We start from the raw sequence: 26,652 nt of genomic DNA, 5'->3' as shown, positions 1-26,652 counted from the left end.
CGTTCCGTGGAACCGGTCGAGATCAACGCGGGCACGTACTACCTCCGGCAGCTCAGGGCTGACCGGCTCATGGACGACCGCCCCGCGCTCATGGCGGGCTTCGCCGACCCGGTGCACCGGCGCTACGTGCTCAACTACCGCCTGCGCACCCTCGACGAGGCGACCGAATACGTCGCGCTGCGCACCGCCCAATGGGCAGGCGACGAGCGCTGCTCATGGGCCATCGCGGAGCCGACGACAGGCGACCTGCTCGGCGAAGTCGGCCTGAAGGACCTCGACCTGGACGCGGGCCTCGCCGAAGCCGCGGTCTGGGTCGCCGCCGACGCCCGGGGCAAAGGCATCGCCACGGTCGCGCTCGAAGCCGCGCTGCGCTTCGGTTTCGGCGCGCTCGACCTACGCGAAGTCGCCTACCGGTACGAAGAGTCGAACACCGCCTCGGGTGCCGTCGCGAAACGGTGCGGCTTCACGCTCATCGGCCCCGAACCGGACCTCGCCCCCACCGGCTCCCGCCTGATCCGGTGGACCAAGCGCCCCTGAGCCCGGGAAAAATCCCAATGCGTCCTTCGGTCCGTTGGAGATCCCGAATGCGTCCTTCGGTCCCTGCCACGTCCCGAATGCGTCTTTCGGTCCCTACGAAGGACCGAAAGACGCATTGGGATTTTTTCAGCTGACCGGCTCCGTGAGCCCACCCCGGGCTTCGGGGGCCGCCGAGCGCAGAGCGTCGGCCGCCTCGTCGTTCGGCTGCGACTGCGACTCGACCTCGGCGTCGACCCGCGCGTTGTAGACCTCGATCTCGCGCTTGACGGTCTCCTCCGACCAGCCCAGCACCTCGCCCATCAGGCGCGCGACCTGCTCGGCGCATTCGCGGCCCCGGTGCGGGTACTCGATCGAGATGCGGGTGCGCCGCGCGAGCACGTCTTCCAGGTGCAGCGCGCCCTCGTGCGCCGCCGCGTAGACGACCTCGACGCCGAGGTAGTCGGGCGCGTGCTCGATCGGCTTGAGCAGCTCGGGCCTGCCGTCGGCCAGCGCGAGGACCTCGTGCACCATCGAGCCGTAGCGGTTGAGCAGGTGCCGCACGCGGTACGGGTGCAGTCCGTGCTGCGCCGCGACGTGGTCGGCCTGGTTGACGAGCGCGTGGTAGCCGTCGGCGCCGAGCAGCGGCACCTTCTCGGTGATCGACGACTGCGGCCTGCCGGGCAGGTCGACCGCGGCCGCGTCGACGGCGTCGGCCGCCATCACCCGGTACGTCGTGTACTTGCCGCCCGCGATCGCCACCAGACCGGGCGCGACGCGCGCGACGGCGTGCTCACGCGACAGCTTCGACGTCTCTTCGCTCTCGCCGGCCAGCAGCGGCCGGAGCCCGGCGTAGACGCCCTCGATGTCGTCGTGCGTCAGCGGCGTCGCGAGGACGGTGTTGACGTGCTCGAGGATGTAGTCGATGTCGTGTTTGGTGGCCGCCGGGTGCGCCAGGTCGAGGTTCCAGTCGGTGTCGGTGGTTCCCACGATCCAGTGATTTCCCCACGGGATCACGAACAGCACGGACTTCTCGGTGCGCAGGATCAGTCCCGACTCCGAGACGATCCGGTCACGCGGGACGACGATGTGCACGCCCTTGCTCGCCCGCACGCGGAACCGCCCGCGCCCGCCGGAGAGCCGCTGCAGCTCGTCGGCCCACACGCCGGTGCAGTTGATCACCGCGCTGGCGTGGATCTCGGTCTCGCGGCCGTCCTCGACGTCGCGCACGCGCACGCCGGAGATCCGGTCCGCCTCCCGCAGGAAGCCGACGACCTGGGTGGACGTCCGCACGATGGCGCCGTAGTGCGCCGCCGTGCGCGCGACGGTCATGGTGTGCCGCGCGTCGTCGGCCTGCGCGTCGTAGTAGCGGATGCCGCCGATGAGCGCGTTGCGCTTCAGCGCGGGCACCATCCGCAGCGCGCCTGCGCGGCTCAGGTGCTTCTGGCCCGGCACGGACCGCGCGCCGCCCATGGAGTCGTACAAGAACAGCCCGGCCGCGGTGTACGGCCGTTCCCAGACGCGCTTGGTCAGCGGATAGAGGAAACTCACCGGCTTGACCAGGTGCGGCGCGAGCGTCGTGAGCATCAGCTCACGTTCCTTCAGCGCTTCCCTGACCAGTCCGAACTCGAGCTGCTCCAGGTAGCGCAGGCCGCCGTGGAACAGCTTGCTCGACCGGCTCGACGTGCCGGACGCCAGGTCGCGCGCCTCGACGAGGGCGACCCGCAGCCCGCGCGTCGCCGCGTCGAGCGCGACACCGGCGCCGACCACCCCGCCGCCGATGACGACCAGGTCGAAGGTCTCCTTGCCCAGCCGCTGCCAGTCTTCTTCCCGCTTCTGCGGGCCCAGCCGCGCCGGGTTCGCCTGCGACTCAGCCACGTGACACTCCTCCTCGGGTGTTTCGGGCCTCCAGCATCGCATGTTCTCTTCGAGGCGCATCCCCACCTGGCCTCGCGTGTGGCGCAGCACTCCCCGAGCGTGAACAGATTGGGGCAGTCGGCTCCTTTGACGAACCGGTACGCACCGGTAACGTGCCTCGGACGTGGGTCGGCAATGGCGCCGCAACGCGATCGTCGGCCCCGCGCATATCGTCCAAAGTGGAGGGCCGAAGAGTGAGTGCTGGGGCCATATTCGTCTGGGAGCTGTTAGGGACGGCGACCCTGATCCTGCTCGGCAACGGCGTGGTCGCGAACCATGTCCTGCGTAAGAACAACGGCCACAACGCCGGATTCCTGTTCATCAACCTCGGCTGGGCCTTCGCGGTCTTCACCGGCGCCAGCATCGCCAATCCGAGTGGCGCGCACCTCAACCCGGCCGTCACGCTCGGGCTCGCCATCGCCGACAAGACCGAATGGGGTGACGTCCCGTTCTACATCGCCGGTCAGCTGGTCGGCGCGATCCTCGGCGCCATCCTCTGCTGGGCGACCTACAAGCTCCAGTTCGACGACCACCCCGAACCCGAGAACACGCTGGGCATCTTCTCCACCGGCCCGCAGATCGCCAACACGGCGTGGAACCTGGTGACGGAGATCATCGGTACCTTCGTGCTCGTGGCCTGGATCCTGCTCAGCCCGAGCTTCAAGGCGGGCGACGCCGGAGTGCCGACCTTCGGCAACTCCGCGCTCGGCTACGCGGGCGTCTCGTTCGTGGTGCTGGTGATCGGCGCCTCGCTCGGTGGCCCGACCGGGTACGCCATCAACCCGGCCCGTGACCTCGGCCCGCGCATCGCGTACGCCTTCGTGCTGCCGATCAAGAACAAGGCGAACGCGAACTGGGGTTACTCGTGGATCCCGGTCGTCGGCCCGCTGGTCGGCGGCGCGATCGCCGCTCTCCTGTACCTCGCCGTCCACAACCTGACCTAGGAGCTAGCGAATGACGTCGTATGTAGCCGCGATCGACCAGGGCACCACGTCGACGAGGGCCATGATCTTCGACCACTCCGGCCGGGTCGTCGCCTCAGACCAGCGTGAGCACGAGCAGATCTTCCCCAAAGCGGGCTGGGTCGAGCACAACGCGGAGGAGATCTGGGAGAACACGCGCGCCGTCGCCGCCGGCGCGCTCGCGAAGGCCGACCTGAGCGCCAGCGACATCGTCGCGGTCGGCATCACCAACCAGCGTGAGACCACGCTGGTGTGGGACAAGACCACGGGCAAGCCGGTCTACAACGCGATCGTGTGGCAGGACACGCGCACCGACAAGATCGTCAACGAGCTGGGCGCGCTCGGCGGCGGGCAGGAGCGCTACCGCCAGAAGGTCGGCCTGCCGCTGGCGACCTACTTCTCGGGCCCGAAGATCAAGTGGATCCTGGACAACGTCGAAGGCGCGCGCGAGAAGGCGGAAGCGGGCGACCTGCTGTTCGGCAACATGGACACCTGGGTCCTGTGGAACATGACCGGCGGGGCCGACGGCGGCATCCACGTCACCGACCCGACGAACGCGTCGCGCACCATGCTGATGGATCTCGACACCCTGGCCTGGGACGCCGAGATCGCCGGCGAGATGACCATCCCGCTGTCGATGCTGCCGGAGATCCGGTCGTCGTCGGAGGAGTACGGCAAGGTCCGCGAAAAGGGCGCGCTGGCCGGCGTGCCGATCGCGGGCATCCTCGGCGACCAGCAGGCCGCGACGTTCGGGCAGGCGTGCCTTTCGCCGGGTGAAGCCAAGAACACCTACGGCACCGGCAACTTCATGCTGCTGAACACCGGCACCGACAAGGTCATGTCGCAGAACGGCCTGCTCACCACCGTCTGCTACAAGATCGGGAACAACGACACGATCTACGCGCTCGAAGGCTCGGTCGCCGTCACCGGCTCGCTGGTGCAGTGGCTGCGCGACAACCTCGGCCTCATCGGCACCGCCGCCGAGATCGAGGAGCACGCCCGCAGTGTCGAGGACAACGGCGGCGCGTACTTCGTGCCCGCGTTCTCCGGCCTGTTCGCGCCGTACTGGCGCTCGGACGCGCGCGGCGCGATCGTCGGGCTCACCCGGTTCGTCAACAAGGGCCACCTGGCCCGCGCGGTGCTGGAGGCCACGGCCTTCCAGTCGCGTGAGGTGATCGACGCGATGAACGCCGACTCCGGTGTCCCGCTGAAATCGCTCAAGGTGGACGGCGGCATGGTCGTCAACGAGCTGCTCATGCAGTTCCAGGCGGACATCCTCGGCGTGCCGGTGATCCGGCCGGTGGTCAACGAGACCACCGCGCTCGGCGCCGCCTACGCCGCGGGCCTGGCCGTCGGTTTCTGGGCCAGCGAGGACGACATCCGCACCAACTGGGCGCAGGACAAGCAGTGGGACCCGGCGATGGACGAGACCCGCCGCGAGTCCGAGTACCAGAACTGGAAGAAGGCCGTCACCAAGACCTTCGACTGGGTCGACTAGCCAGGCCGCGATAAAGCGGGCTTTATCCCCCGGGATAAAGCCCGCTTTACTTCGCGAGGTAAAGCCCGCTTTATCCCGATCAGGCCAGCTTCGCGTAGACGATGATGTTGTCCTTGTAGCTGTGCGCGGCCTTGTCGAAGGCGCCGCCGCAGGTGATCAGGCGCAGCTGCGCGTCCTCGGTGTCGCCGTAGACGGCGTCGGTCGGGAACGTGTCCTTCGCGATCTGGTCGACCTTCGTCACCACGAACTCCACGGTCGAACCGTCTTTCCTGGCAACGGAAATCTTGTCGCCGGGTGCCATTTCCTTCAGCTTGTAGAAGATGCCGGGCTGCTTGTTGCCGTCGACGTGCCCGAGGATCACCGCGGGCCCGATCTCACCGGGCGTCGGCCCGTTCTTGTACCAACCGGCCTGCATCGGCTGCGTGACCGGCGGCACCTCGACGGTGTTGTCCGGGTTGAGCCCGAGCGGCACGAGCGTCGACTTCGCGCCGATCTTGGGCACGTCCACCGAAACCGGCTCCGACTTCGCCAGCCCGGCCGCACCGCCTCCCTCTTCCGGTGCGACCTGCTGGTCCTGCTGCGCCGCCACCGGCTGTGGCGGCTGCGCGTCCCCGGCGCACCCGCTCAGCGTGAACGTGAGCGCGCCGAATATGACGAGGGCCAGCGTGAGGAGTCCCCGCCTGCCTCGGAAGAAGTTCTTCATGGTCCCTGTCCCTCGAAATCCCTGTGTGTGAATGAATTTCGGGCTCGCCTCGCCCCCCGCGAGGCGAGCCCGTCCCCCTGAACCCACGTCTGGTAGACGCCGCCGGGCGCCTACCGGTTGCCCTGCCTCAGGCTCAGTTCTTCGCGCCGCGGCGGCGGTACGCGGCGTAACCGACCCCGCCGGCGGTCGCGAGCACGCCAGCGCCGGTGAGGCCGACGACGAGCGCGGTGTAGTCGGCCGGGCCGTCGGAGCCACCGGTCTGCGGCGCGCCTGCCGGGACCTTGGTGACCTGCTTGGCGGGCTCCTTGGCCTGGTCGGCAGGCAGCACGGTGAACTTCGTCATGATCACGGTGCCCCGGCCGCATTCGTAGGTGACGGCGTACGTGCCGGGCTTGACGTTCTTCACGACCGCGCTGGCCTGCTGCTCAGGCGCGACGCTCGGGTCATGCTGCGGTCCGACCGGGTGCGTGCGGCCGATGTCGAGCGCGGCCGAGTTCAGGTTCAGCTCGGTGTCACAGCCGACGCTGACGATCACCTTCTGCCCCGGCTTCGCGGCCTTCGGCGAGACCTTCAGGTACGCCTTGGGCACACCGGCGTGCTCCTCCGGCGCGGGCGCCTCACTGGTGGTGGTCGTGGTGGTCTTGTCGGTCGTGGGCTCGTCGGCCGCGAAAGCGGCGGCCGGGCCGAGCAGAGCGAATCCCGCGGCGAGACCGGCGGCGACAATGGACTTACGCATGATTATCCCCTGAGCAGAATTATCCTGTGGTTTGTTTCAGAATGTTTTTCGCGAGACCCCCGTCTCGCTCTCACACCCTTAAAGACGCCTGACCGCCGAGCGGGTTGCGTCGCCGGATAACGAAAAAGCGTCGGCCCGGCGAAAAGAAGCCGCCGCCTGGGGAAATCCAGGCGGCGGCGGTCTTTCCGGGTTACCGCGCGGCGCCACCGCCGCCGGTCTGCGGCGCACCTGCCGGCACCGTCACGACCTGCTTGGGCACGACCTTGAGGACCGTGGTCGTCTTCGTTCCGTCACATTCCAGCGTGACCGGGTAATTGCCGGGCTTGGTTCCCCCGAGCACCCGGATGGACGCCTCGACCACTGAGCCGGGTGCCCCGAAACCGTTCTTTCCAGGGCCACCGTGCTGGCTGTACTTGTCGAGGCCATTGGCAACGGTGACCTTGACCTCGCTGTCGGTGAAGCAGTATCCGGTCGCGACCGTCACCCCACCGGGACGCACCGAGCCGGGGCTGAGCTTCAGCGTCGGCTTCGGCAGTTTGACCTGCTGTTCCGGTCGCGGCGCGTCCGTCGTCGGCTCGGCCGCGGCTCCGGTGCCCGCGGTGAGTGCCAGCATGCCCGCCACGAGCGCGCCTACCAGAGTCTTCTTCATGGTTACCCCCTTGAATAGTGGTTTCCCTTTACGACTCCGGTTTCCGGCACTTGGTTGGCGCACGAGGTCACGAACCGGTCTGCGGCGCTCCACTCGGCACCTTCACGATCTGCTTCGGCCACACTCGGAAAGTGGTGGTGGCGCTGGCGATTCTCCCCGAACCCGCGGCCTGGCAGGTCAGCACGACCGGATACCCGCCGGGTGCCACGTCCCGCACCTGACCGAGATAGTCCCGCACCCCGTCGCCCGCCGTCCGATCGAACCGGATGTTCAGCACCGGTGACGTCAGCGCGGAAACCTTCGAATTCCGGCATACCCCGTGCACATTGACGACCGCACCGGGCACCGCGGCATGCTGGCCGACCCAGACCTTCGCGGACGGCGCGTACCCCGCCTCGGACGGTTTCGCGGCGAGAGCCGCACCGGCGGTGACGGCCAGCAGACCGGCCGTGATTCCGGCGATCGTCCTTTTCCTCATGGCCACCCCCACACCATGATTGACGTTCCGGCCCGCGGAATGGTTGTCCGGCTAGCCGTTCTTCCCCATCCGGCGGCGATAGCCCACGAACCCGGCGCCGCCCGCCGCCAGCACCGCCGCGCCGGCGACCGCGAACGCCGCGGTGTGGTCGGCCGGGTCGTCGGTGCCGCCGGTCTGCGGCGCGCCCGCGGGCACCTTGGCGACCTGCTTGACGGCTTCCTTCTTCGGCACGGCCTTGGCGGGCGCCTCCTTCTTCGGTGGCGCCTTCTTCGCGGGCTCGACCACGAAGCTGCTCGAAACCTTCTTGCCCTTGCAGACGAAGGAGATCGAGTAGCTACCCGGCTTGGCCGTCTTCGGAATGACCGCCATGGCACCCACGTGCTGGTCACGGCCGCCGTTGTCGGACGACCACAGCTCGAGGTCCCCGCTGCCGAGCAGCGACGAGGTGTAGCGGTACGTGGTGACGTCGGTGTTGTAGCAGGCGCCCATGATCTCGACTTCCTGCCCGGCGACGATCGACTTGTCGAGCACACCGATGGCGGCGTACTCCGCGGCCTGCGCCACCCCGCCGAGCGCGAGCGCGGAACCCGCGACGATGAGACCGGCGGCGGCGATCTGGACACGCTTCATTGTTCTTCCCCAGTTCTGAATGTGCGGAATACCCGCGAAGATTTGTTTCCCCAGTTTGCCGAACTTGTTTCGACACCCTTGAAGACGTCCACGCGACGGCCGGGTTGCGTCGCCGCATAACGAAGAAATATCGAAGGTTTCCGGACATAAAAAGAACCGCCGACGGGGACCCATCCCGTCGGCGGTTCTCATTTTGCGCGATTGTCAGGCGGTCGCGCCGCCACCGGTCTGCGGTGCGCCCGCGGGCACCTTCACGACCTGCTTCACCGGCGCCTTGACCTGCACGACCGGGAAAGCCGACGTGCGGCACCGCGTGGTCCGTCGTGGCGAGGGCCGTGCCCGCCGTCAGCGCGAGGGAATTCGTCGAAATGGGCCCTTTGCTGTTCCCCCAGCGGTTCCCCTTGTTCCGACACCCTAAAGACGCCTGGCCTGGCGGCGGGTTGCGCCTTCAGGTCACGGTGAGGTTGCGAAGCTTCGAGGCGGGAACCCGCACGAAAAACCGCCGCCGGGAATGTTCCCGACGGCGGTTCTGTGGCGATGACCGTTCTAGTACGTGGCCATGCTGCCGTCACCGGCGCGCGCGGCGCCGGACGGCACCTTGGCCACCTGCCCCTTGGCGACGGTGAACGTTGCGGTGTAAGACTTTCCTTCGCATTCGAGCACGAGCGGGTACTGGCCCGGCTTTGTCCCCGGCTTCAGTTTGGCTTCAGCGGTGACGTTGCCGGGCACGCCGATCAGCGGGCCGAAGTCGTAGTGGTCGAAAGTGAGCACCGGCGAGGTGAACCGGGTCGTCTTGGGCGCGCTCAGGCCGTCCGTGCACCCGCCGAGCGCGATGTCACTGCCGTCGCCCTGGTAGGTGCCCTTGAGGCCGTGCAGCACGGCCGTGTCGGCGTTGAGCTGGACATTGCCCGCGTTCTCCGGCTGCGCGTGCCCGGCGAGCGGGCTGACGAGTGCGGCGATACCGGCGAACGCGGCGACCAGAGCGGCCTTCTTGATCACTTCAAACCCCTAGAACGTGCTTCCCAGACACGCTCTAGACGTCGCGGCCTCGCGCCGGGTTGCTTCAGTCGAGATCGTCGTGGCGCATGAGCTGGCGACCGGCCTCGGTGATCGACCCCGACAGCGACGGGTACACCGAAAATGTCAGTGCCAGATGTTCCACTGTGAGCTGGTTCTGCACGGCGAGCGCGATGGGAAGGATGAGTTCGCTGGCCGTGGGCGCCACGACCACACCGCCGACGACCACGCCGGTGGCGGGGCGGCAGAACAGCTTCACGAAGCCGTGCCGGAGACCCTCCATCTTCGCGCGGGCGTTGGTCGCGAGCGGGAGCATGATCGTCCTGGCCGGCACCTCACCGGAGTCGATCGCCTGCTGGCTGATGCCGACGGTGGCGATCTCCGGGTGGGTGAAGACGTTCGCGGCGACGGTCTTCAGCTTGATCGGGGCGACGCCCTCGCCGAGCGCGTGCCACATGGCGATGCGGCCCTGCATGCTGGCCACGGAGGCGAGCATGAGCACGCCGGTGCAGTCGCCAGCCGCGTAGATGCCGGAGACGCTGGTCCGCGAGACGCGGTCCACGGTGATGAAGCCACCGGGGCCTGGCTCGATGCCGACCTTGTCCAGGCCGATGTCGGCGGTGTTCGGGATCGAGCCGACGGTCATCAGCGCGTGGCTGGCCTCGATCACGCGGCCGTCGGCGAGGTGCACCTTGACGCCGGCGTCGGTGCGCTCGACCTTCTCGGCGCGCGCGTGCTTGGCGACGGTGGTGCCGCGCTGGGAGAAGACCTCCTCGAGCACTGCGGCGGCGTCGGCGTCCTCGTGCGGGAGCACGCGGTCGCGGCTGGAGACGACGGTGACCTTGACGCCCATCTCGGTGTACGCCGAGGCGAACTCGGCGCCGGTGACGCCGGAGCCGATGACCGCGAGGTGCTCCGGGAGCTCGGTCAGGTCGTAGAGCTGGCGCCAGTCGAGGATGCGCTCGCCGTCCGGCACCGCGCCGGGCAACACGCGCGGGGTCGCGCCGGTCGAGATCAGCACGACGTCGGCGTCGAGCACCTCGGTTTCGCCGCTCTCCGACTCGACGGCGACCTTGTGCGTGGCGAGGCCGGGCTCCTCGTCACAGAAGCGCGCTTGGCCGATGAGGACGCGCACGCCCTCGCGCTGCACCCTGGCGCGGATGTCCGCCGACTGCGCGAGCGCGAGGCCCTTGACGCGCCCGTGGACGGTCGGCAGGTCGACGCTCGTGTCGGCCAGGTCGGTGTGGATCCCCAGCTCAGCGAGGCCGTGCATGTTCGCGCGGGCGCCGGAGGAGGCGATGAAGGTCTTGGACGGCACGCAGTCGTACAGCACGCAGGCGCCCCCGAGCCCGTCCCGCTCGACGATGGTCACGTCCGCGCCATGCTGCGCGGCGACCAGAGCCGCTTCGTAACCCGCCGGGCCTCCGCCCATGATCACGATCCTGGTCACCTGATTCCTCCTCCTTGGCCGGTCTCGCGCCGGTCTTGTCCCGGTTCGACACGCTCAGCCTAGGTGGACTCGGCGAGTGCGTCCTAGCGGGTGAGGGATGTGTCGCTAGGCTGTGCGGCGTGCCGTTGTATGCCGCTTACGGATCCAACATGGAGCCCGCCCAGATGCTGGAGCGCGCCCCGCATTCCCCGATGGCCGGCACCGGCTGGCTCGAAGGCTGGAGACTGACCTTCGGAGGCGAAGACCTCGGCTGGGAAGGCGCGCTCGCCACCATCGTCGAAGACCCTGGTTCCCGCGTCTTCGTCGTCCTCTACGACGTCATCTCACTGGACGAGGACCGCCTCGACCGCTGGGAAGGCGGCGAGCTGGGCATGCACAACAAGATCCGCCTCCGCGTCCAGACCATGGACGGCTCGGTCCTGGCCTGGCTCTACGTCCTCGACGCCTACGAAGGCGGCCTACCCTCCGCCCGCTACCTAGGCGTCCTCGCCGACGCCGCCGAAGCAGCCGGAGCCCCCGTCGACTACGTAGACGCCCTCCGCACCCGCCCCTGCCAAGGCATCACCGGCTAGGTCTCGGCCCGTCCCGACCCTCTGGGTACGCGTGCCGACCCTCCAGGCACGTGCGCCGACTGCTCAGGTACGCGTGCCGACCCTTCAGGCACGCCTCTTCATCGCGCCCGACGCTCAAAAGCCACCCGAAGTTCACGCAGCACCCGACTCGGATCCCGGAGATCAGCCGCCGCGGCGCGAATGGTGATCCAGCCACGACCTGCCAGCCGGGCATCACGCTCGCTGTCGTAGTCCTTGCGCTCTTCATGCGCGGCGAAGCCGTCGTACTCAAGCGCGATTCGCAACGAAGGCCACGCGAGATCCAACACGTACAGCCGCCTGCCGTCGATGGTGTGGATCTCGTACTGAGCCTCCGGTACGGGAAATCCGGCCTCGACGACGAGTAACCGGAGGATGCTCTCCGGCGGCGACTCGGCCTTGCCGGTCGCCAGGTCGAGCAGCATCAACGCCCTGTGGATACCTCGCCTGTCCGGACGCTCGAAAAGTCGGTCCCGAACGTTGTCCCTGAGCTTCCGGCGGTGGTCCTCGCTGAGCCCGAACATCGCCTGGTCGAGTGCGGCGAACGCTGTCTTCTTGTCGCCATTCGACAAAAACTCGGCCAGCGCCAGGTCGAGCGAGCACACCCTCAACTCGTTGAGTTCGATCACGTCCATCGCCCGGTACTCGGCCTGGTGCACGACCAAACCGGGCTTGGCTCTAACTCTTCGCGATGGCGGGATGGTGATGTGGATGCTCGCGTCTTCGACGACGGAAATCCCATGCAGCGCAAGAGAAGTCGCTCCTGAAAGCGCCGACGGATCACCTACGGCCAGCTGAGCCGCGTGCGCTCGCGTCGTCAAATCCAGTGCCTGAGCCGCGTCAACGACAACGCCTCGATACGGCTGCAGTAGCACGCCGCCTGCCATCGCTTCGTCGAACGCGCGACGACCGATTCTTTGGACGACCTCACTACGCAAGGCCGCCCCGTGTCTTCCCCCTAAGTTGACCATGCCTTCGAGGATCGAAGATCCATCCGGGTCAGCGGAAGAGGCAATTTCGCGATCTGTGGATAACTACCCCACCTGTGGATAACTCCTCGCGGACCTGTTCACCCGATAGGGGTCGACACGTGTACCCAGAGAGACGGCACGCGTGCCTGAGCGGTCGGCACGCGTACCGGAAGGGTCGGCACGCGTACCTGGGGAGTCGGGACGGCTAGGCGAGGGAGGTTAGGGCTGCGTGGACCAGGACTCGGGTTCCGGCCAGGAGGGCGCGTTCGTCGAGGACGAAGGTGGGTTGGTGGATGTCGTATTGGGGGCCCTCGCCGGACCAGACGCCCAGGCGGGCGAAGGCGCCTTGGGTGTGCTCGAGGTACCAGCCGAAGTCTTCGCCGCCTGAGGACTGCTCGGTCGAGGTGAGGGCGTGTTCGCCCAGGGCGGCTTCGACGCCGGCGCGCAGCAAGGAGGTGCTTTCGGGGTCGGAGACGACCGGGGGGACGCCGCGGCGGTAGTCGAGCGAGAAGCCGACGCCGGTGGGGGCGAGCAGGGACTCGACCGAGGAGGCGACCAGCGGCTCGAGGGCGGTCCAGACTTCGTGGTCGGCGGTGCGGAGGGTGCCGCGCAGGAGGCCGTCCTGCGGGACCGCGTTGGCCGCCTGGCCCGCGTGGACGGCGCCCCAGACCAGGACGGTGCCGGAGCGGGGGTCGACGCGGCGGGAGAGGACCGAGGGCAGCGACGTGATGACCGTGCCGAGCGCGTGGACCAGGTCGGCCGTGAGATGGGGGCGGGAGGTGTGGCCGCCGGGCGACGTGAGACGCAGCTCGATCAGGTCGGCGGCGGAGGTCAGCGCGCCGACGCGGGTGCCGACCAGGCCGACCGGGACGCGGGGGTCGCAGTGCAGGCCGAAGATGCGCTCGACGCCTTCGAGGGCGCCGGCGGCGATCATGTCCAGCGCTCCGCCGGGCATGACCTCTTCGGCAGGCTGGAAGATGAAGCGGATGCGGCCGGGCAGCTCGGGGGCGTCGGCCAGCGCGCGGGCAGCGCCCATGAGGATCGCCGTGTGGGCGTCGTGGCCGCAGGCGTGCGCGACGCCGTCGTTCACCGATGCGTACGACAGGCCGGTGGCCTCGGTCAGCGGCAGCGCGTCCATGTCGGCGCGGAGCGCGACGCAGCGGTCGCCCTTGCCGATGTCGCAGACGACGCCGGTGCCGCCGGGAAGCACCCACGGCTTGAGGCCGACTTCGCGCAGCACCTTCATCACGAGCTCGGTGGTGCCGTACTCGCAGCGCGAGAGCTCGGGGTGGGCGTGGATGTGACGGCGCCACGCGATCACGTCGCCCGCGTTCGCGCGCAGCCAGTCGTCGAGCCAGTACGGCCCACGCCCGGCACCCAGGTCCTGCACAGGTGCCATGGTGACTCCGGCTTCGGTGATCAACGCACCGGGTGCCACGTGACCCGTGGGGTCGCCTGGAATGTCCGGCCTGGAATCGAGAACGGTCACGCCGCACCTCCTCCCGCAACGCGAGTTGCCGCTGGCTCAGTGATATCTGTCATACGCATTTGCAGACGATGGTGCACCATGCAGGCGGCGACATGCGCACTGAGCGGAGGGGCCCTAGACGGCCGGTAGTGGATCTGCGTTGAACGGCGTGAGGGAATTCGGCGTAACCGATTGCCGATTACCTTTCGACCGTTTGGCGCCTAGGTCGACTTCTTGGACCTGGTGCGCCTTCCCCAGATCACGACGAGCAGCAGAACGACCGCGGCGCCACCCGCGATCAGCTTGTTCTTCGTCTTCTGGTTGTCGGCCTCACTGGTCGTCGCCGGGTCCAGCACGGGGCCCGGTCCGACCTGCGCCGGCGCTGTGACGTGCACGGATGCCGCGACCGGGGTGCCGTCAGCGAGCGCGGGCGAAACGCCGAACGCCGAAACCGCCAGCACGCAGGACACGAAAAAGATTCGCAATTTCGTGCTCATTCCCCTCCTTCCACCGAAAACGCAGCCAAGATCCGCTGCGCCGCCAAAGTAGCGGTCAACCGCCCGTCGCGCACGGCCTGCTCGACCTCGGGCACCACGGCGCGCACGCCGGGATGCGCCGAAAGGCGGCCGAGCAGTTGCTCCCGCACCATCGCCCAGGTCCAGTCGACCTGTTGGCGGCGGCGCAATTCGTCCAGCCGGCCGGCTTCGGCGAGCGTCTTGCGATGCCTGCCGATTTGGTCCCAAACAGTGTCAAGTCCGACGTTCGTCAGCGCGCTGCAGGTCAGCACCGGCGGCGTCCAGAGCGCGTCGGGGCCGTAGATCATCCGCAGCGCGCCTGCCAGCTCACGGCCCGCCCGCTTGGCGTCGCGCTCGTGATCGCCGTCGGCCTTGTTGACCGCGATGACGTCCGCGAGCTCCAGCACGCCCTTCTTGATGCCCTGCAGCTGATCACCGGTGCGCGCCAGCGTCAGGAAGAGAAAGCAGTCGACCATGTTCGCCACGGTCACTTCGGACTGTCCAACCCCGACCGTTTCGACCAGAACGATGTCGTAACCGGCGGCTTCCATCAGGACCATCGTCTCGCGTGTCGCGCGCGCGACACCGCCCAGCGTCCCCGACGTCGGCGACGGCCGGATGAACGCCGACGGGTCGACCGCCAGCCTGGCCATCCGCGTCTTGTCGCCGAGTATCGAGCCGCCGGTGCGCGTCGACGACGGGTCGACGGCGAGCACCGCGACGCGATGCCCGGCCGCCGTCAGGTCGGTGCCGAGCTGGTCGATGAATGTCGACTTGCCGACACCGGGCACGCCGGTGATGCCGATCCGCCACGCGCCACCGGCCTGCGGCAGCAGCTCGACCAGCAGCTCCTGCGCCTGCGCGCGGTGATCGTCCCGGTTGGACTCGACCAGCGTGATCGCCTTGGACAGCGTCCCGCGGTCACCCGCGAGCACCCCTTTGGCGTACGCGGCGACGTCGACCTTGCGTGGCAACGGTCAGTGCTCCTTGAGCTGGCCGAGCAGGTCGATGGCCGCGTCCGCGATGACCGTGCCCGGCCCGAAGATCGCCGCCGCGCCCGCCGCGCGCAGCTCCTCGTAGTCCTGCGGCGGGATGACCCCGCCGACCACGACCATGATGTCGGAGCGGTCCAGCTCGGCCAGCTCGTGCCGCAGCGCGGGCACCAGCGAGAGGTGCCCTGCCGCGAGCGAGGACACGCCGACCACGTGCACGTCCGCCTCGACGGCTTGGCGCGCGACCTCGCCCGGCGTGGAGAACAGCGGGCCGACGTCGACGTCGAAGCCGATGTCGGCGAACGCCGTCGCGATCACCTTCTGGCCGCGGTCGTGCCCGTCCTGGCCCATCTTGGCGACCAGGATGCGCGGGCGGCGGCCCTCCTCGGCGGCGAACTCCTCGACCAGCGAGCGCGCCTGCTCGACGTTCTGGGACTTGCCGACCTCGTCGCGGTACACACCCGAGATCGTACGAATCTGGCCGGAGTGGCGCCCCCAAGGCTTCTCAAGCGCGTCGGAGATCTCGCCGACTGTCGCCTTCGCACGTGCCGCGTCGATGGCAAGCGCTAGCAAGTTGCCATCGCTCTCAGCGCCCGCGGTAAGCCTTCGCAAGGCGTCCTGGGTCGCTTCTTCGTCTCGCTCGTCTCGCAGCCTTCGCAGCTTCTCAAGCTGCTGAGTACGCACGCCCGCGTTGTCGACCTTGAGAACGTCGATCGCCTCGTCGTCGCTTACGAGGTACTTGTTGACCCCGATGACCGGCTGACGCCCGGAGTCGATCCGCGCCTGGGTGCGCGCGGCGGCCTCCTCGATCCGCAGCTTCGGGATGCCCGCGTCGATCGCGCGTGCCATGCCGCCTGCCGACTCGACCTCGGTGATGTGCGCCCACGCCTTGCGCGCGAGGTCGTAGGTCAGCTTCTCGATGAACGCGCTGCCGCCCCACGGGTCGATGACGCGCGTGGTGCCGGATTCCTGCTGCAGCAACAGCTGCGTGTTGCGCGCGATCCGCGCGGAGAAGTCGGTCGGCAACGCCAGCGCCTCGTCCAAGGCGTTGGTGTGCAGCGACTGCGTGTGCCCCTGGGTCGCGGCCATCGCCTCGACGCAGGTGCGCACCACGTTGTTGTAGACGTCCTGCGCGGTCAGCGACCAGCCCGAGGTCTGCGAATGCGTGCGCAGCGACAGCGACTTCGAGCTCTTCGGCTCGAACTGCTTGACCAACTTGGCCCACAGCAGCCGGGCCGCGCGCATCTTCGCGACCTCCATGTAGAAGTTCATCCCGATGGCCCAGAAGAACGACAGGCGCGGCGCGAACTTGTCGACGTCCATTCCGGCGTCGACACCGGCGCGGATGTACTCGACGCCGTCGGCGAGGGTGTACGCCAGCTCCAGGTCGGCGGTCGCCCCGGCTTCCTGCATGTGGTAGCCGGAAATGGAGATCGAGTTGTACTTCGGCATGTGCTGCGAGGTGTAGCCGAAGATGTCGGAGATGATCCGCATGGACGGCTGCGGCGGGTAGATGTAGGTGTTGCGGACCATGAACTCTTTGAGGATGTCGTTCTGGATGGTCCCGGCCAGCTGTTCCGGCTTGACGCCTTGTTCCTCCGCCGCGACGACGTACAACGCGAGTACCGGGAGAACCGCCCCGTTCATCGTCATCGAGACGGACATCTTGTCCAGCGGGATGCCGTCGAAGAGCTGGCGCATGTCGTAGATGGAGTCGATCGCGACTCCGGCCATGCCGACGTCGCCCGCGACGCGCGGGTGGTCGGAGTCGTAGCCGCGGTGGGTGGCGAGGTCGAACGCGACCGACAGTCCTTTTTGGCCTGCCGCGAGGTTGCGGCGGTAGAAGGCGTTGGACTCCTCGGCGGTGGAGAAGCCCGCGTACTGCCGGATGGTCCACGGCTGGTTGACGTACATCGTCGGGTACGGCCCGCGCAGGTACGGCGCGATACCGGGGTAGGTGCCCAGGAAGTCCACATCGGACAGATCGTCGGCGGTGTACACCGGCTTGATGCCGATGCCCTCCGGCGTCTCCCACGAGAGCGCGTCCGGGCCTTTGCCGGTGCTCGCGTGCAGCGCGTCGTTCCAGGCCGCGGCGTCCGCAGGCTCCGGCGTGCCCAGCTCGACGTCGGAAAAGTCGGGAATGCTCATCGAGTGACTCCCAGAGTCGCGTGGAGAGCGGTCAAGGCTTCGAGTGCGTCGCAGCCCGCGAAGACATATCCGGTGACGTCGGCGTAGTCACCCTTGCCGGCCAGCAGAACGGCGGCGGCGCCCGCGTCCTTCAACGCGGTGGCGACGGACGCGGCTTCCTCGGCGTACGAAGTGTTGCTGCCGCAGATACAGGCGACCCGCGTACCGCTCGCCTTGAACGCGGCCACGATGTCGTCGACCGCGCCGGGGTTGACGGCTTCCAGCCCGCCCGCCTGGAACAGGTTGGCGGCGAAACCGGCGCGCGCGGTGTGCGCCGCGACCGGCCCGAGCGTCGCCAGGAACACCTGCGGCCGCGCGCCGTGCTCGGCACGGTAGGCGTCCGCCGCGTCGCGCAGCGCCTCGAACTCCTGCGCGTAGCGGACCCGGGGCAACCCACCATTTTGGACGTCCATAGTGGACTGTGCGCGCACCACGGGCTTCTCGGTCAGGTTGGGGAACTCGCTGACCCCGGTGATCGGGTCCTTGCGGGTGGCGATCCGCTTGGCCCGCTTGGCCCAGGTCTCGGCCAGCCGTCCGGCCAGCGAACCCGACGCCAGCACCGCCGAGATCCCGCCTTCGCGCTCGATCTCGGTGAACTCGCGCCAGGCCGCGTGCGCGAGCTGGTCGGTGAGGTTCTCGACGTACCAGGACCCGCCTGCCGGGTCGATCACGCCGGCGAGATTCGACTCCTCCAGCAGGATCGCCTGCGTGTTGCGCGCGATGCGCCGCGAGAACGCGTCCGGCAGCCCGATCGCGCCGTCGAACGGCAGCACGGTGATCGCGTCGGCGCCGCCGACCCCGGCGCCGAAGCAGGCGACCGTGGTCCGCAGCATGTTCACCCAGGGGTCACGCTGGGTCAGCATCGACGGCGAGGTCACCGCGTGCTGGCGCATGCCGGCGCCTGCCGCGCCGGAAACCTCGGTCACGCGGGCCCACAGCCGCCGCGCGGCGCGGAACTTCGCGATCGTCAGGAACTGGTCGGCGCTCGCGGCGAGCCGGAACTCCAGCTGCGAGGCGGCCGCGTCGACGCTCAATCCGGCTTCGGTCAGCGCTCGCAGGTACGCGACGCCGACCGCGATCGCCGCGCCGAGTTCCTGCGCGTCCGAGCCGCCTGCCTCGTGGAACGGCAGGCCGTCCGCGACGAGTGTCCGCAGTTTCGGGTATTTGCCGGTCAGCCGTACGGCGAGTTCGGCGGCGGGCGCGATGTCGGCGGCCTCGCCGGTACGCGCGCGCAGCCCGATCGGGTCGGCGCCGACGGTGCCGCTCGCCTCGCTGGCCGGGATCTCCTTCTCGGCCAGCACCTCGGTCAACGCGGTCGCGGCGGCCTCGAAGTCGGCGCCGGGATCGAGCACGACGGGCGCGAGCTCCAGGTAGACGCCGTTCAGCACGTCGGCCAGCGACGACGACGGGACCCGCAGCCACAGCGACGTCACGCCGCCTTCGAGATCGGCGAGCACGGCCTTGTTCGCGGCGGCCGGGTCGGGGTCGGCGTGCAGCGCGCGGACGTCCCAGCCGGTGCTGACGGAGCCTTCCGGCTTCGCGCCGCGCACGAACGGCGACAGGCCGGGGAAACCGGCCGGTGGTGTGGCGTCCTCGGCCGTGTACAGCGGCTGGATCTCCAGTCCGTCGTACGTGCGGGTGACCAGCTTGCTCTCGGGAGCGCCTTCGAAGTCCTCGGGTAGCGCGCCGCTTTTCCGCAGGACACCGGCCACGAGCTCCTGCCATCCCGCATGGCTCGCGCCACCGAATTCGGCGGCGAGCGCGAGCTCGCCGGGTTCGGCCTCACCGACGTTGGTCATACCTGCCGATGGTAGTTCGCGAGCGTCGCACCCTCACCTGTGAGTCTCGTCGCGCTTACCGGTTCGTGGCGCGACCTTGGCTGAGTCCGTCAACTCCGCATACGACACAATCAGGGGGTGTCGACCTCCAGCGAACAGCCTCGCGTCGTGGCCGGGCGTTACCGGCTGCGCTCGGTGCTGGGTTCCGGGTCCATGGGCACCGTCTGGTCCGCCTACGACGAGTTCCTGCACCGGCCGGTCGCGGTCAAGGAAATGAAGATGCCGCACGGGATCCCGGCCGCACAGGTCGACGAGCTCCGTGAGCGGACACTGCGGGAAGCCCGCGCGATCGCCGTGCTCTCCCACCCGAACGTGATCATCCTGCACGACATCGCCAGCGAGAACGGCGATCCGTTCGTGGTGATGGAGCTGCTGCCCTCACGCAGCCTTTCAGAGGTCTTGCGCGACCACGGCCCGCTGAGCGTCGAACAGGCCGCCGCCGTCGGCAGCGCCGTCGCCGCCGCGCTGCAGGCCGCGCACGCCTCCGGGATCACGCACCGTGACGTGAAGCCGGGCAACGTGCTGATCGCCGAGGACGGCCGCATCAAGCTCACCGACTTCGGCATCGCGCGCAACGTGTCCGAGTCGACCATGACGAAGACCGGCATCATGCTGGGTTCGCCCGCCTACATCGCGCCGGAGGTCGCCTCCGGTGGCGCGGTGACCGGCGGCGCCGACCTGTGGGGCCTCGGCGCGACGCTGTTCGCCGCCGTCGAGGGCAGCCCGCCCTACGACGCCGACGGCGACCCGCTGGAGACGGTCGGCAAGGTCGTCAACGGTGATGTGCCGAAACCGTCGGACGGGCCGCTGGCCGAGATCATCATCGCGCTGATGGACAAGGAGCCGACCGCGCGGCTCTCGCTGCGCGAGGTGCGCCAGCGCCTGCACTCGCTGCAGCCGAAGAGCCCGCACGACACCTTCCCCGCCGAGCTTTTCCACACCCCGGACGGCAAGAAGACCTCCGCGCAGCCCGCGCCGACGGACACGCAGGTCATCAAGGTCACGCCGAAGAAGGCCGAGGACACCAGTTCCGCGCTGGCGTCGGACCCGGGACCGCTGCCGTTCTTGACGGACTCGGCGCCCCCGGCCGCGCCCGTGCCGCCGGTCAAGGGCCGGAGCTTGACCGCGGGGCTGGCACTCACCCTCACCGCGATCCTGCTGTTCCTGCTCGCGGCCGGCGGCGGGTTCGCGCTGGCCAGGACGGTCGGCGGCAAGTCGATCACCCCGCCGAAGAGCGCGCCGACGTCGACGGCGCCCTCGACCGGCGTTCCGGCCAAACCGCTGAACCTGGTCGACCAGGAAGGCGAAGCCAGCCCGAACAAGGGCACCGCGGGCGGATCGTTCACGATCAAGGCGCCCGAGGGCTGGGCCAAGTTCGTCACGCAGTCGGGGTCGAGCAAGCTGGCGCCGAACACCGTCGTCCAGTTCGTCTCGCCGGACGGCACCCGCACGGTCAACGTGCAGCGGTTCGTCGACTACTACCCCCGGTACCAGCAGCTCGACGCGTTCCTCACCTGGCTGGGCCAGGCATGGCCGGTCTCCGGCAAGATCGACCGGCGCGGCACCGGCGACCACGACATCGTGATCACCTACCGCACCCAGGAGGCGGGCGGCGACCGGTTCCTGACCGAGCGCGAGCCGTCGCCGGACCGGCCGAAGGCGACGCGGACGACGTTCGCGCACGTCTTCCGGCAGAACAACTCGCTGTGGGTGGTGTCGGTGACCGTGCCGGTCGAGCAGGAGCAGGCGGGCCGCACGGAGCTGTTCGACAAGATCACGCAGACCTTCTCGACGAAGGCCTAATCGCCGTAGACGCGGTGCGAGACCTCTTGCTGGGCGAGACGGCGTAGCGCCATCAGGAGCGTGTCGCCGAGCACGGTGCCGACCGCGGCGCTCTCCACGATCTGCTCGACCGACTGCATCCCGGCGAGGCTGGCCAGGTCCTGCTCCGCGATCTGCCGCGACGCCTTCGCGTACTGGGGCAGGCCGTCGAGCATGTACTCGTGGCCGAGGTCGCGGAAGGCGCCCATCACGCTGATGAGGACCTCGATCGCCGGGTCCTCGCTGCAGAGATCCCAGCCGTGCTCCTCCGCGACGCCTTTGATCAGGCCGAGCGCCCAGTCGCGGGTCTCGTCGTCGACCACGACGTCGGGCATCGCGATGCCCTTCTGCGCGAAACCCAGCGCGGAGTGGGTGGACACCTGGTCGTCGATCGCGCCGAGCGTCTCCTGCACCGCGGCGATCGACAGGCCGCCGACGTCGATCAGCGCGCGGACCAGCTTGAGCCGCCGGACGTGCGCCTCGCCGTAGCGCGCCTGGTTCGGGCTGGTGCGTTCACCGGGCTGCAGCAGGCCTTCACGCAGGTAGTACTTGATCGTCGCGACCGGGATCCCGGACACGCTGCTGAGCTCGGCCATGCGCATGGAGCGATTCACCTTTCCTGTGGACATCCTCAGGATGGATAGTATAGCTTCCCATAACGGAGAGCTTCACTATCCATATTCGTCTTGGGGAGACTACGACATGTCCACTGCACGTGACCTGCTGCGACGCACGGCGACCTGGCATCGGCCGATGATGGTGCTGGCCGCGACGATGGCGGTGATGACCGTCGTGAGCATCGGCGGACTGGTGTTCGACGACCGGGTGCTGATCGGCGCGCCCATCTGGCTCAAGCCGTTCAAGTTCGCGGTCTCGATCGGTATCTACGGGCTGACCTGGGGCTGGATGGTCTCGCTGCTGCCCAGGCGGAAGTGGGCGAACCGGCTGTCCACCGGGATCGTCGCGATCCTGTTCCTCGAGTACGCGTTGCTGCTCGTGCAGGCGGTGCGGGGGCACGCCATGCACTTCAACGTGGCCAACAGCTTCGACGCGACGCTCTGGGTGATCATGGGCTCGTCGATCGCCGTGCTCTGGGTCTTCACGCTGATACTGACCGCGCTGATGTTCCGCGCGAAGATCGCCGACGCGGCGTCGCGGTGGGCGATCCGGCTCGGCGGGCTGATCTCGGTGATCGGGCTGGGCCTCGGCCAGCTGATGACCAGCCCGACCGCCCAGCAGATGGCGCGCATGAAGAGCGGCGCGGCGCCGGACTTCATCGGCGCGCACAGCGTCGGCGTCGAGGACGGCGGCCCGATCATGCCGATCACCGGCTGGAGCTCCACCGGCGGTGACCTGCGGATCCCGCACTTCGTCGGCATGCACGCGCTGCAGGTGCTACCGCTGTTCGTGCTGCTGCTCGGTGTGCTGGCGACCCGGATCCCGCGGCTGCGTTCGGACATCGCCAGGCTGCGGCTGGTGTTCGTCGCGTCGGGGTTCTACGCGGGCCTCACCGGGCTGGTGACCTGGCAGGCGCTGCGCGGCCAGTCGCTGATTCACCCGGACGGGCTGACCTGGCTGGCCTTGGCGGGCCTCACCGGGCTCGCGGTGATCGGCGGCCTGTGGGCCGTCTCGACCCCGGCCGACGACCGTGATCTGGTGGCGGCGTGATGTTCGACTTGGCCTTTTACCTGGCAGCGCCGTTCTGGGCGGTGATGATCCTCGCGCCCACCTGGGGATGGACGCGCAAGATCGTCGCCTCGCCGTGGGTGACCACGCTGCCGCTGATCTCGTACTTCTGGTTCGTGGTGCCGCACTTCGGTGAACTGTGGACGGTCGTGTCCAGGCCGGATCTCGGTGCGCTGCAAGCGTTTCTCGCCCAGCCGTACGGCGCGGCGGCGATCTGGGCGCACGTGGTCTGCTTCGACCTGTTCATCGGCAGGTGGATGTACCTGCAGGGACGCGAGCGGGGCGTCCACCCGGTGCTCGTCAGCCTGATCCTGCTGCTGACGATCTTCCTGTCCCCGATCGGCGTGCTGCTGTTCCTGGCCGTACGGGAACGGTCACGCAGCGAGCCCGGATACGCTGCGGTTCATGAGTGAGAACGAAGCCGCCGCCGTCATCGCCGAACGGACCGGCGTCGCCCAACACGACATCGCGGTGGTGCTGGGCTCCGGCTGGCGCCCCGCCGCCGACGTCATCGGCGAGCCGACCGCGGAGATCCCGCTCGGCGAACTGCCGGGATTCGTCACGCCGGGCGCCGTCGGCCACGGCGGCACCGCGCGGTCGGTGAAGATCGGCGACAAGCACGCGCTGGTGCTGCTCGGCCGCACGCACCTGTACGAGGGCAAGGGCATGGACCCGGTGGTGCACAACGTACGCACCGCCGCCGCGGCCGGCGCGAAGTCGGTGCTGCTGACCAACGCGGCAGGCGGCCTGCGTGAAGGTTTCACGGTCGGTCAGCCGGTGCTGATCTCGGACCACCTGAACCTGACCGCGCGCTCCCCGATCGTCGGCGCGAACTTCGTCGACCTGACGGACCTGTACTCCCCGCGCCTGCGCGCGCTGGCGCAGGAGATCGACCCGACGCTGGCCGAGGGCGTCTACGCCGGGCTGCCCGGTCCGCACTTCGAGACCCCGGCCGAGATCCGCATGCTCCGCACCATGGGCGCGGACCTGGTCGGCATGTCGACCGTGCTCGAGGCCATCGCCGCGCGCGCGGCCGGCGTCGAGGTGTTCGGGCTTTCGCTGGTGACGAACCTGGCAGCCGGCATCACCGGCGAGCCGCTGAACCACGAAGAGGTGCTCGAAGCGGGCCGCGCTTCGGCGACCCGCATGGGCACGCTGCTGCGCGACCTGGTCGCGCGCGCCTAGGGTTAGCGGGATAAAGCGGGCTTTACTCCGCGGAGTAAAGCCCGCTTTATCGCGGTCTACACGTAATTCGGGAGCCTGGCCGCGACGTCTTCGGGTGAGGGCATGGCGGCGATCTCTTCGGCGAGGCGCTTCGCGGTCGCCTGGACGGTTTCGTCGGACAGCAACGCCTTGCCCTGGGTGTAGACGGCCTCGGCGGTGAACTCGTCCGGCAGCAGGCGCGTGCCGACGCCCGCGGCGAGCACGGCTTCGGCGTTGGTGAACTGGTCGGCGCCCTGCGGGATGACCAGCTGCGGCAGGCCCGCGCCGAACGTGCCCAGCGTGGTGCCGCTGCCGCCGTGGTGCACGACGAGCGCGACGTGCGGCAGCAGGTCAGCCTGCGGCACCCAGGCCGACAGGTGGACGTTCGGCGGCACGCCACCGAGCGCGTCGACGTCGACGGACGGGCCCGCCGCGACCAGCACGTTCACCGGGAGCTTGGCGAGTCCTTCGATCGCGCCCTTGAGCACGTCGACGTTGCCGAACGCGGTGCCGAGGGTGAGATAGACCAGCGGCTCGTCCTCGTGGACGAGCGCGGGCAGCTCACCGGGTTCGTTCCAGCCGACCGGGCGCAGCGGGATGCGGTCGGCGGAGGCGAGAAAATCGGGCGACTGCACCGATTCCGGGCAGATGTCGATGTACGGGTCGCCGAGCGAGAACGGCCCGGCCAGCTCGATGCCGAGCTCAGCGGCGTACGCCTGCAGCGGTTTTGAAATGTCCTCGGTGAGCGCGCTGACGGAGACCCGGCCGAAACCGTGCGCCAGCGCGGGAATCCCGGCCAGCTTGGCGGCGAAACCACCGCCGGGGTTGCCGGATTCGTAGACGACGAGGTCGGGTTTCTCGGCTTCCAGCACCGGCTTCAGCTTTTCGACGGCCAAGCGCGGCAGCGCGTCGCCGAAGACCATGGCGACGATCCGCGGCAGCTCGTCTTCCGGCGGCGGCCCGGTGCGGTCGCCCATGACCTTGGCGAACCCGGCGGAAATGTCGATCGTGACGGACGCGGTGTCCAGTCCGGCCTTGCGCAGGCCGGGCAACATTGCTTCACCTGTCGCGAAAACGACCTCATGCCCGGCTTTGCGGGCGGCGACGGCGAGCGGGAGTAAGGGATAGGTATGACCGTGTGACCCCAGAGAGGTGAACAACAATTTCACCCTTTACAACGTACCCCGTACGCTGAGGCGGTGACCACTGCATTAACGCCGGCGCTGCGTGACAAGGCCTTTCGCTGGATCGCCGACGACGTCGACGCCGACTCCCGCGCCGAACTGCAAGGCGTGCTCGCCCGCGCGATGGGCGGCGAGGTCGCGGCACTCGAAGACCTCTCCGATCGCATGTCGGGCTCACTCGAATTCGGCACGGCCGGACTGCGCGGCCCGGTTCGTGCGGGCCCGAACGGAATGAACGTCGCCGTGGTCACCCGCACCACGGCGGGAGTCGCGACCTGGTTGCTGGCACACGGCCACGCCGGCGGGACGGTCGTCGTCGGCCGTGACGCCCGTCACGGCTCGGAAGCGTTCGCCAAGGCCGTCGCGGAGGTGTTGTCCGCCGCCGGTTTCGCCGTGAAGACACTGCCTGGCCCGCTGCCGACGCCCGTGCTGGCGTTCGCGGTCCGTGAACTCGGCGCGGTCGCGGGCGTGCAGATCACCGCGTCGCACAATCCCCCGGCCGACAACGGATACAAGCTCTACGACGCCTCCGGCGCGCAGATCGTCCCGCCGTCGGACGGCGAGATCGAGCGCGCGATCGAGGCCGCACCCGGCGCCGTCTCGGTACCCCGCTCGCCGGGCGCGGTCACCGTCGACCTGGTCGACGCTTACCTGGACCGGGTTTCGTCGTTGCCGCGCGGCCCCGAGCGCGCACTGAAGGTCGTCGCGACCGCGCTGCACGGCGTCGGCGCGGAAACCCTTCGCAAGGCTTTCGAGCGTGCCGGTTTCCCGGACCTGACACTCGTCGACGCCCAGTCCGCACCCGACCCCGACTTCCCCACGGTGTCCTTCCCCAACCCCGAAGAGCCAGGCGCGACGGACCTTCTGCTCGCGCTGGCGTCCGAAGTGGACGCCGACCTGGCCATCGCACTCGACCCCGACGCCGACCGCTGCGCGCTGGGCGTCCGCGTCGGCGGCACCTGGCGCATGCTGCGCGGCGACGAGACGGGCGTGTTGCTCGGCTCGCACATTTTGTCCACTGTGGACACTCCGGATCCCTTGGTGGCCACGACGATCGTGTCGTCCTCGATGCTCGGCGAGATAGCGGCCGCGCACGGCGCGCGCTACAAGGAAACGCTGACCGGCTTCAAGTGGCTCGCGCGCGCCGGCGAAGGCTTGGTCTTCGCCTACGAAGAGGCGCTGGGTCTTTGCGTGAATCCTTCTTTCGTGCGAGACAAGGACGGCATCTCGGCGGCCGTGCTGGCAGCGGGTTACGCGGCGACGCTGAAGGCGGCCGGACGGACTCTGCCCGAGGTGCTGGACGAGCTGTACGTCCAGCACGGGGTGCACCTGACGGACCAGGTTTCCTTGCGTGTCACGGATCTCTCGGTCCGCGGCCAGCTGATGGCCGGTCTGCGCGCGGCACCGCCCGCCGCGCTGGGCGGCGTCGACGTGACGTTGACGGACCTGCTGCCGGAGACGGACGGCCTGCGCCTGCTCGGCGACGGCGTTCGCGTGGTCATCCGGCCTTCGGGCACGGAGCCGAAGCTCAAGGCCTACCTTCAGGTGAAGGAACCCGTGACCGGGGAACTCGCCGACGCCCGCGATGCGGCGGCCAAGCGCCTGGCCACCCTGCGCTCCGACGTCGAAGCCCTCTTCGCCTAA

General features: G+C 68.9%; 25 protein-coding genes. 9 read left to right on the top strand and 16 right to left on the bottom strand.

Features of this window, described 5'->3' with window-relative positions:
- Nucleotides 1-6: 6 nt before the first annotated feature.
- Nucleotides 7-537, top strand: coding sequence for a GNAT family N-acetyltransferase (locus AB5J62_RS03695; RefSeq protein WP_370946671.1), 531 nt, complete (start codon nucleotides 7-9; stop codon nucleotides 535-537).
- A 126-nt stretch (nucleotides 538-663) separates the two neighbouring features.
- Here AB5J62_RS03695 and glpD read toward each other — a convergent pair whose 3' ends face one another.
- Nucleotides 664-2,433 (bottom strand): glycerol-3-phosphate dehydrogenase, encoded by a 1,770-nt coding sequence (glpD, locus tag AB5J62_RS03690; protein ID WP_370950168.1) that lies wholly within the window; start codon nucleotides 2,431-2,433, stop codon nucleotides 664-666.
- A gap of 191 nt (nucleotides 2,434-2,624) precedes the next feature.
- Between glpD and AB5J62_RS03685 the strand changes: the two genes are divergently transcribed.
- Entirely contained in the window at nucleotides 2,625-3,374 is a 750-nt protein-coding gene (locus tag AB5J62_RS03685) for an MIP/aquaporin family protein (protein WP_370946670.1), read from the top strand.
- Nucleotides 3,375-3,384: 10 nt separating this feature from the next.
- A complete protein-coding gene (gene glpK / locus AB5J62_RS03680) occupies nucleotides 3,385-4,890 on the top strand; it encodes a glycerol kinase GlpK (protein WP_370946669.1) in 1,506 nt (501 codons plus the stop codon).
- A gap of 79 nt (nucleotides 4,891-4,969) precedes the next feature.
- Here glpK and AB5J62_RS03675 read toward each other — a convergent pair whose 3' ends face one another.
- The 7 genes from AB5J62_RS03675 to AB5J62_RS03645 all read right to left on the bottom strand — a co-directional run bounded on the left by AB5J62_RS03675 (nucleotide 4,970) and on the right by AB5J62_RS03645 (nucleotide 10,553).
- The gene (locus AB5J62_RS03675) at nucleotides 4,970-5,593 is read right to left on the bottom strand and encodes a class F sortase (protein ID WP_370946667.1); all 624 of its coding nucleotides are present in this window, start codon (nucleotides 5,591-5,593) and stop codon (nucleotides 4,970-4,972) included.
- Nucleotides 5,594-5,726: 133 nt separating this feature from the next.
- Nucleotides 5,727-6,329, bottom strand: a complete 603-nt coding sequence (locus AB5J62_RS03670; RefSeq protein ID WP_370946666.1) for a hypothetical protein — start codon at nucleotides 6,327-6,329, stop codon at nucleotides 5,727-5,729.
- A gap of 190 nt (nucleotides 6,330-6,519) precedes the next feature.
- A complete protein-coding gene (locus AB5J62_RS03665) occupies nucleotides 6,520-6,978 on the bottom strand; it encodes a hypothetical protein (protein WP_370946664.1) in 459 nt (152 codons plus the stop codon).
- Nucleotides 6,979-7,045: 67 nt separating this feature from the next.
- Nucleotides 7,046-7,456 carry a hypothetical protein gene (locus AB5J62_RS03660; protein ID WP_370946663.1) on the bottom strand — a complete coding sequence of 137 codons (411 nt, stop codon included), beginning with the start codon at nucleotides 7,454-7,456 and terminating at the stop codon, nucleotides 7,046-7,048.
- A 51-nt stretch (nucleotides 7,457-7,507) separates the two neighbouring features.
- Complete coding sequence (locus AB5J62_RS03655) at nucleotides 7,508-8,086, bottom strand: hypothetical protein (protein ID WP_370946662.1); 579 nt, start codon at nucleotides 8,084-8,086, stop codon at nucleotides 7,508-7,510.
- A gap of 546 nt (nucleotides 8,087-8,632) precedes the next feature.
- Nucleotides 8,633-9,085, bottom strand: a complete 453-nt coding sequence (locus tag AB5J62_RS03650; protein WP_370946661.1) for a hypothetical protein — start codon at nucleotides 9,083-9,085, stop codon at nucleotides 8,633-8,635.
- 64 nt (nucleotides 9,086-9,149) lie between these two features.
- The gene (locus AB5J62_RS03645; RefSeq protein ID WP_370946660.1) at nucleotides 9,150-10,553 is read right to left on the bottom strand and encodes an NAD(P)H-quinone dehydrogenase; all 1,404 of its coding nucleotides are present in this window, start codon (nucleotides 10,551-10,553) and stop codon (nucleotides 9,150-9,152) included.
- A gap of 119 nt (nucleotides 10,554-10,672) precedes the next feature.
- Between AB5J62_RS03645 and AB5J62_RS03640 the strand changes: the two genes are divergently transcribed.
- The gene (locus tag AB5J62_RS03640) at nucleotides 10,673-11,125 is read left to right on the top strand and encodes a gamma-glutamylcyclotransferase (RefSeq protein ID WP_218134893.1); all 453 of its coding nucleotides are present in this window, start codon (nucleotides 10,673-10,675) and stop codon (nucleotides 11,123-11,125) included.
- Nucleotides 11,126-11,223: 98 nt separating this feature from the next.
- Here the strand turns inward: AB5J62_RS03640 and AB5J62_RS03635 are convergent, their stop codons facing one another.
- The 6 genes from AB5J62_RS03635 to AB5J62_RS03610 form a co-directional block, all read right to left on the bottom strand.
- On the bottom strand, nucleotides 11,224-12,030 hold the full coding sequence (locus tag AB5J62_RS03635; protein WP_370946658.1) for an endonuclease domain-containing protein: 807 nt from the start codon (nucleotides 12,028-12,030) through the stop codon (nucleotides 11,224-11,226).
- A gap of 289 nt (nucleotides 12,031-12,319) precedes the next feature.
- Complete coding sequence (locus AB5J62_RS03630; RefSeq protein WP_370946657.1) at nucleotides 12,320-13,603, bottom strand: M20 family metallopeptidase; 1,284 nt, start codon at nucleotides 13,601-13,603, stop codon at nucleotides 12,320-12,322.
- A 200-nt stretch (nucleotides 13,604-13,803) separates the two neighbouring features.
- Nucleotides 13,804-14,079 (bottom strand): hypothetical protein, encoded by a 276-nt coding sequence (locus AB5J62_RS03625; RefSeq protein ID WP_370946656.1) that lies wholly within the window; start codon nucleotides 14,077-14,079, stop codon nucleotides 13,804-13,806.
- Nucleotides 14,076-15,071, bottom strand: coding sequence for a methylmalonyl Co-A mutase-associated GTPase MeaB (gene meaB, locus AB5J62_RS03620; protein ID WP_370946655.1), 996 nt, complete (start codon nucleotides 15,069-15,071; stop codon nucleotides 14,076-14,078). The genes AB5J62_RS03625 and meaB overlap by 4 nt, the downstream gene beginning before the upstream one ends.
- 3 nt (nucleotides 15,072-15,074) lie before the next feature.
- Nucleotides 15,075-17,237, bottom strand: a complete 2,163-nt coding sequence (gene scpA / locus AB5J62_RS03615; RefSeq protein ID WP_370946654.1) for a methylmalonyl-CoA mutase — start codon at nucleotides 17,235-17,237, stop codon at nucleotides 15,075-15,077.
- Complete coding sequence (locus tag AB5J62_RS03610) at nucleotides 17,234-19,075, bottom strand: methylmalonyl-CoA mutase family protein (RefSeq protein WP_370946653.1); 1,842 nt, start codon at nucleotides 19,073-19,075, stop codon at nucleotides 17,234-17,236. The genes scpA and AB5J62_RS03610 overlap by 4 nt, the downstream gene beginning before the upstream one ends.
- A 117-nt stretch (nucleotides 19,076-19,192) precedes the next feature.
- Between AB5J62_RS03610 and AB5J62_RS03605 the strand changes: the two genes are divergently transcribed.
- Nucleotides 19,193-20,917 carry a serine/threonine-protein kinase gene (locus AB5J62_RS03605; protein WP_370946652.1) on the top strand — a complete coding sequence of 575 codons (1,725 nt, stop codon included), beginning with the start codon at nucleotides 19,193-19,195 and terminating at the stop codon, nucleotides 20,915-20,917.
- Here AB5J62_RS03605 and AB5J62_RS03600 read toward each other — a convergent pair.
- Nucleotides 20,914-21,537: a MerR family transcriptional regulator gene (locus AB5J62_RS03600; RefSeq protein WP_370946651.1), complete on the bottom strand. Its 624-nt coding sequence runs from the start codon at nucleotides 21,535-21,537 to the stop codon at nucleotides 20,914-20,916. The genes AB5J62_RS03605 and AB5J62_RS03600 overlap by 4 nt on opposite strands.
- 100 nt (nucleotides 21,538-21,637) lie before the next feature.
- On the opposite strand from AB5J62_RS03600, the gene AB5J62_RS03595 reads away from it, so the two are divergent.
- Genes AB5J62_RS03595 through AB5J62_RS03585 form a run of 3 tightly spaced genes read left to right on the top strand, consistent with a single transcriptional unit; the run spans nucleotide 21,638 to nucleotide 23,806 of the window.
- Nucleotides 21,638-22,603 carry a hypothetical protein gene (locus AB5J62_RS03595; protein ID WP_370946650.1) on the top strand — a complete coding sequence of 322 codons (966 nt, stop codon included), beginning with the start codon at nucleotides 21,638-21,640 and terminating at the stop codon, nucleotides 22,601-22,603.
- Complete coding sequence (locus AB5J62_RS03590) at nucleotides 22,603-23,034, top strand: ABA4-like family protein (RefSeq protein WP_370950167.1); 432 nt, start codon at nucleotides 22,603-22,605, stop codon at nucleotides 23,032-23,034. The genes AB5J62_RS03595 and AB5J62_RS03590 overlap by 1 nt, the downstream gene beginning before the upstream one ends.
- Nucleotides 23,027-23,806, top strand: a complete 780-nt coding sequence (locus tag AB5J62_RS03585; protein WP_370946649.1) for a purine-nucleoside phosphorylase — start codon at nucleotides 23,027-23,029, stop codon at nucleotides 23,804-23,806. Before AB5J62_RS03590 ends, AB5J62_RS03585 begins: the two co-directional genes overlap by 8 nt.
- Before the next feature lie 56 nt (nucleotides 23,807-23,862).
- Here AB5J62_RS03585 and AB5J62_RS03580 read toward each other — a convergent pair whose 3' ends face one another.
- Entirely contained in the window at nucleotides 23,863-24,993 is a 1,131-nt protein-coding gene (locus tag AB5J62_RS03580; RefSeq protein ID WP_370946647.1) for a glycosyltransferase, read from the bottom strand.
- Nucleotides 24,994-25,023: 30 nt separating this feature from the next.
- On the opposite strand from AB5J62_RS03580, the gene AB5J62_RS03575 reads away from it, so the two are divergent.
- Entirely contained in the window at nucleotides 25,024-26,652 is a 1,629-nt protein-coding gene (locus AB5J62_RS03575) for a phospho-sugar mutase (RefSeq protein WP_370946646.1), read from the top strand.

This window comes from Amycolatopsis sp. cg5, from assembly GCF_041346955.1.
In the GTDB taxonomy this organism is placed as follows: Bacteria; Actinomycetota; Actinomycetes; order Mycobacteriales; family Pseudonocardiaceae; genus Amycolatopsis.
This window is presented reverse-complemented; position numbering and strand designations above follow the sequence as displayed.

Excerpts from the sequence above, each read along its gene's own strand:
- AB5J62_RS03595 (WP_370946650.1), top strand. The coding sequence starts at position 21,638 with ATGTCCACTGCACGTGACCTGCTGCGACGCACGGCGACCTGGCATCGG.
- scpA (WP_370946654.1), bottom strand. The coding sequence starts at position 17,237 with ATGAGCATTCCCGACTTTTCCGACGTCGAGCTGGGCACGCCGGAGCCT.
- AB5J62_RS03675 (WP_370946667.1), bottom strand. The coding sequence starts at position 5,593 with ATGAAGAACTTCTTCCGAGGCAGGCGGGGACTCCTCACGCTGGCCCTC.
- glpD (WP_370950168.1), bottom strand. The coding sequence starts at position 2,433 with ATGCGATGCTGGAGGCCCGAAACACCCGAGGAGGAGTGTCACGTGGCT.
- AB5J62_RS03610 (WP_370946653.1), bottom strand. The coding sequence starts at position 19,075 with ATGACCAACGTCGGTGAGGCCGAACCCGGCGAGCTCGCGCTCGCCGCC.
- AB5J62_RS03600 (WP_370946651.1), bottom strand. The coding sequence starts at position 21,537 with ATGCGCATGGCCGAGCTCAGCAGCGTGTCCGGGATCCCGGTCGCGACG.
- AB5J62_RS03585 (WP_370946649.1), top strand. The coding sequence starts at position 23,027 with ATGAGTGAGAACGAAGCCGCCGCCGTCATCGCCGAACGGACCGGCGTC.
- AB5J62_RS03660 (WP_370946663.1), bottom strand. The coding sequence starts at position 7,456 with ATGAGGAAAAGGACGATCGCCGGAATCACGGCCGGTCTGCTGGCCGTC.
- AB5J62_RS03635 (WP_370946658.1), bottom strand. The coding sequence starts at position 12,030 with ATGGCAGGCGGCGTGCTACTGCAGCCGTATCGAGGCGTTGTCGTTGAC.
- AB5J62_RS03590 (WP_370950167.1), top strand. The coding sequence starts at position 22,603 with ATGTTCGACTTGGCCTTTTACCTGGCAGCGCCGTTCTGGGCGGTGATG.
- AB5J62_RS03655 (WP_370946662.1), bottom strand. The coding sequence starts at position 8,086 with ATGAAGCGTGTCCAGATCGCCGCCGCCGGTCTCATCGTCGCGGGTTCC.
- AB5J62_RS03665 (WP_370946664.1), bottom strand. The coding sequence starts at position 6,978 with ATGAAGAAGACTCTGGTAGGCGCGCTCGTGGCGGGCATGCTGGCACTC.
- AB5J62_RS03670 (WP_370946666.1), bottom strand. The coding sequence starts at position 6,329 with ATGCGTAAGTCCATTGTCGCCGCCGGTCTCGCCGCGGGATTCGCTCTG.
- AB5J62_RS03625 (WP_370946656.1), bottom strand. The coding sequence starts at position 14,079 with ATGAGCACGAAATTGCGAATCTTTTTCGTGTCCTGCGTGCTGGCGGTT.
- glpK (WP_370946669.1), top strand. The coding sequence starts at position 3,385 with ATGACGTCGTATGTAGCCGCGATCGACCAGGGCACCACGTCGACGAGG.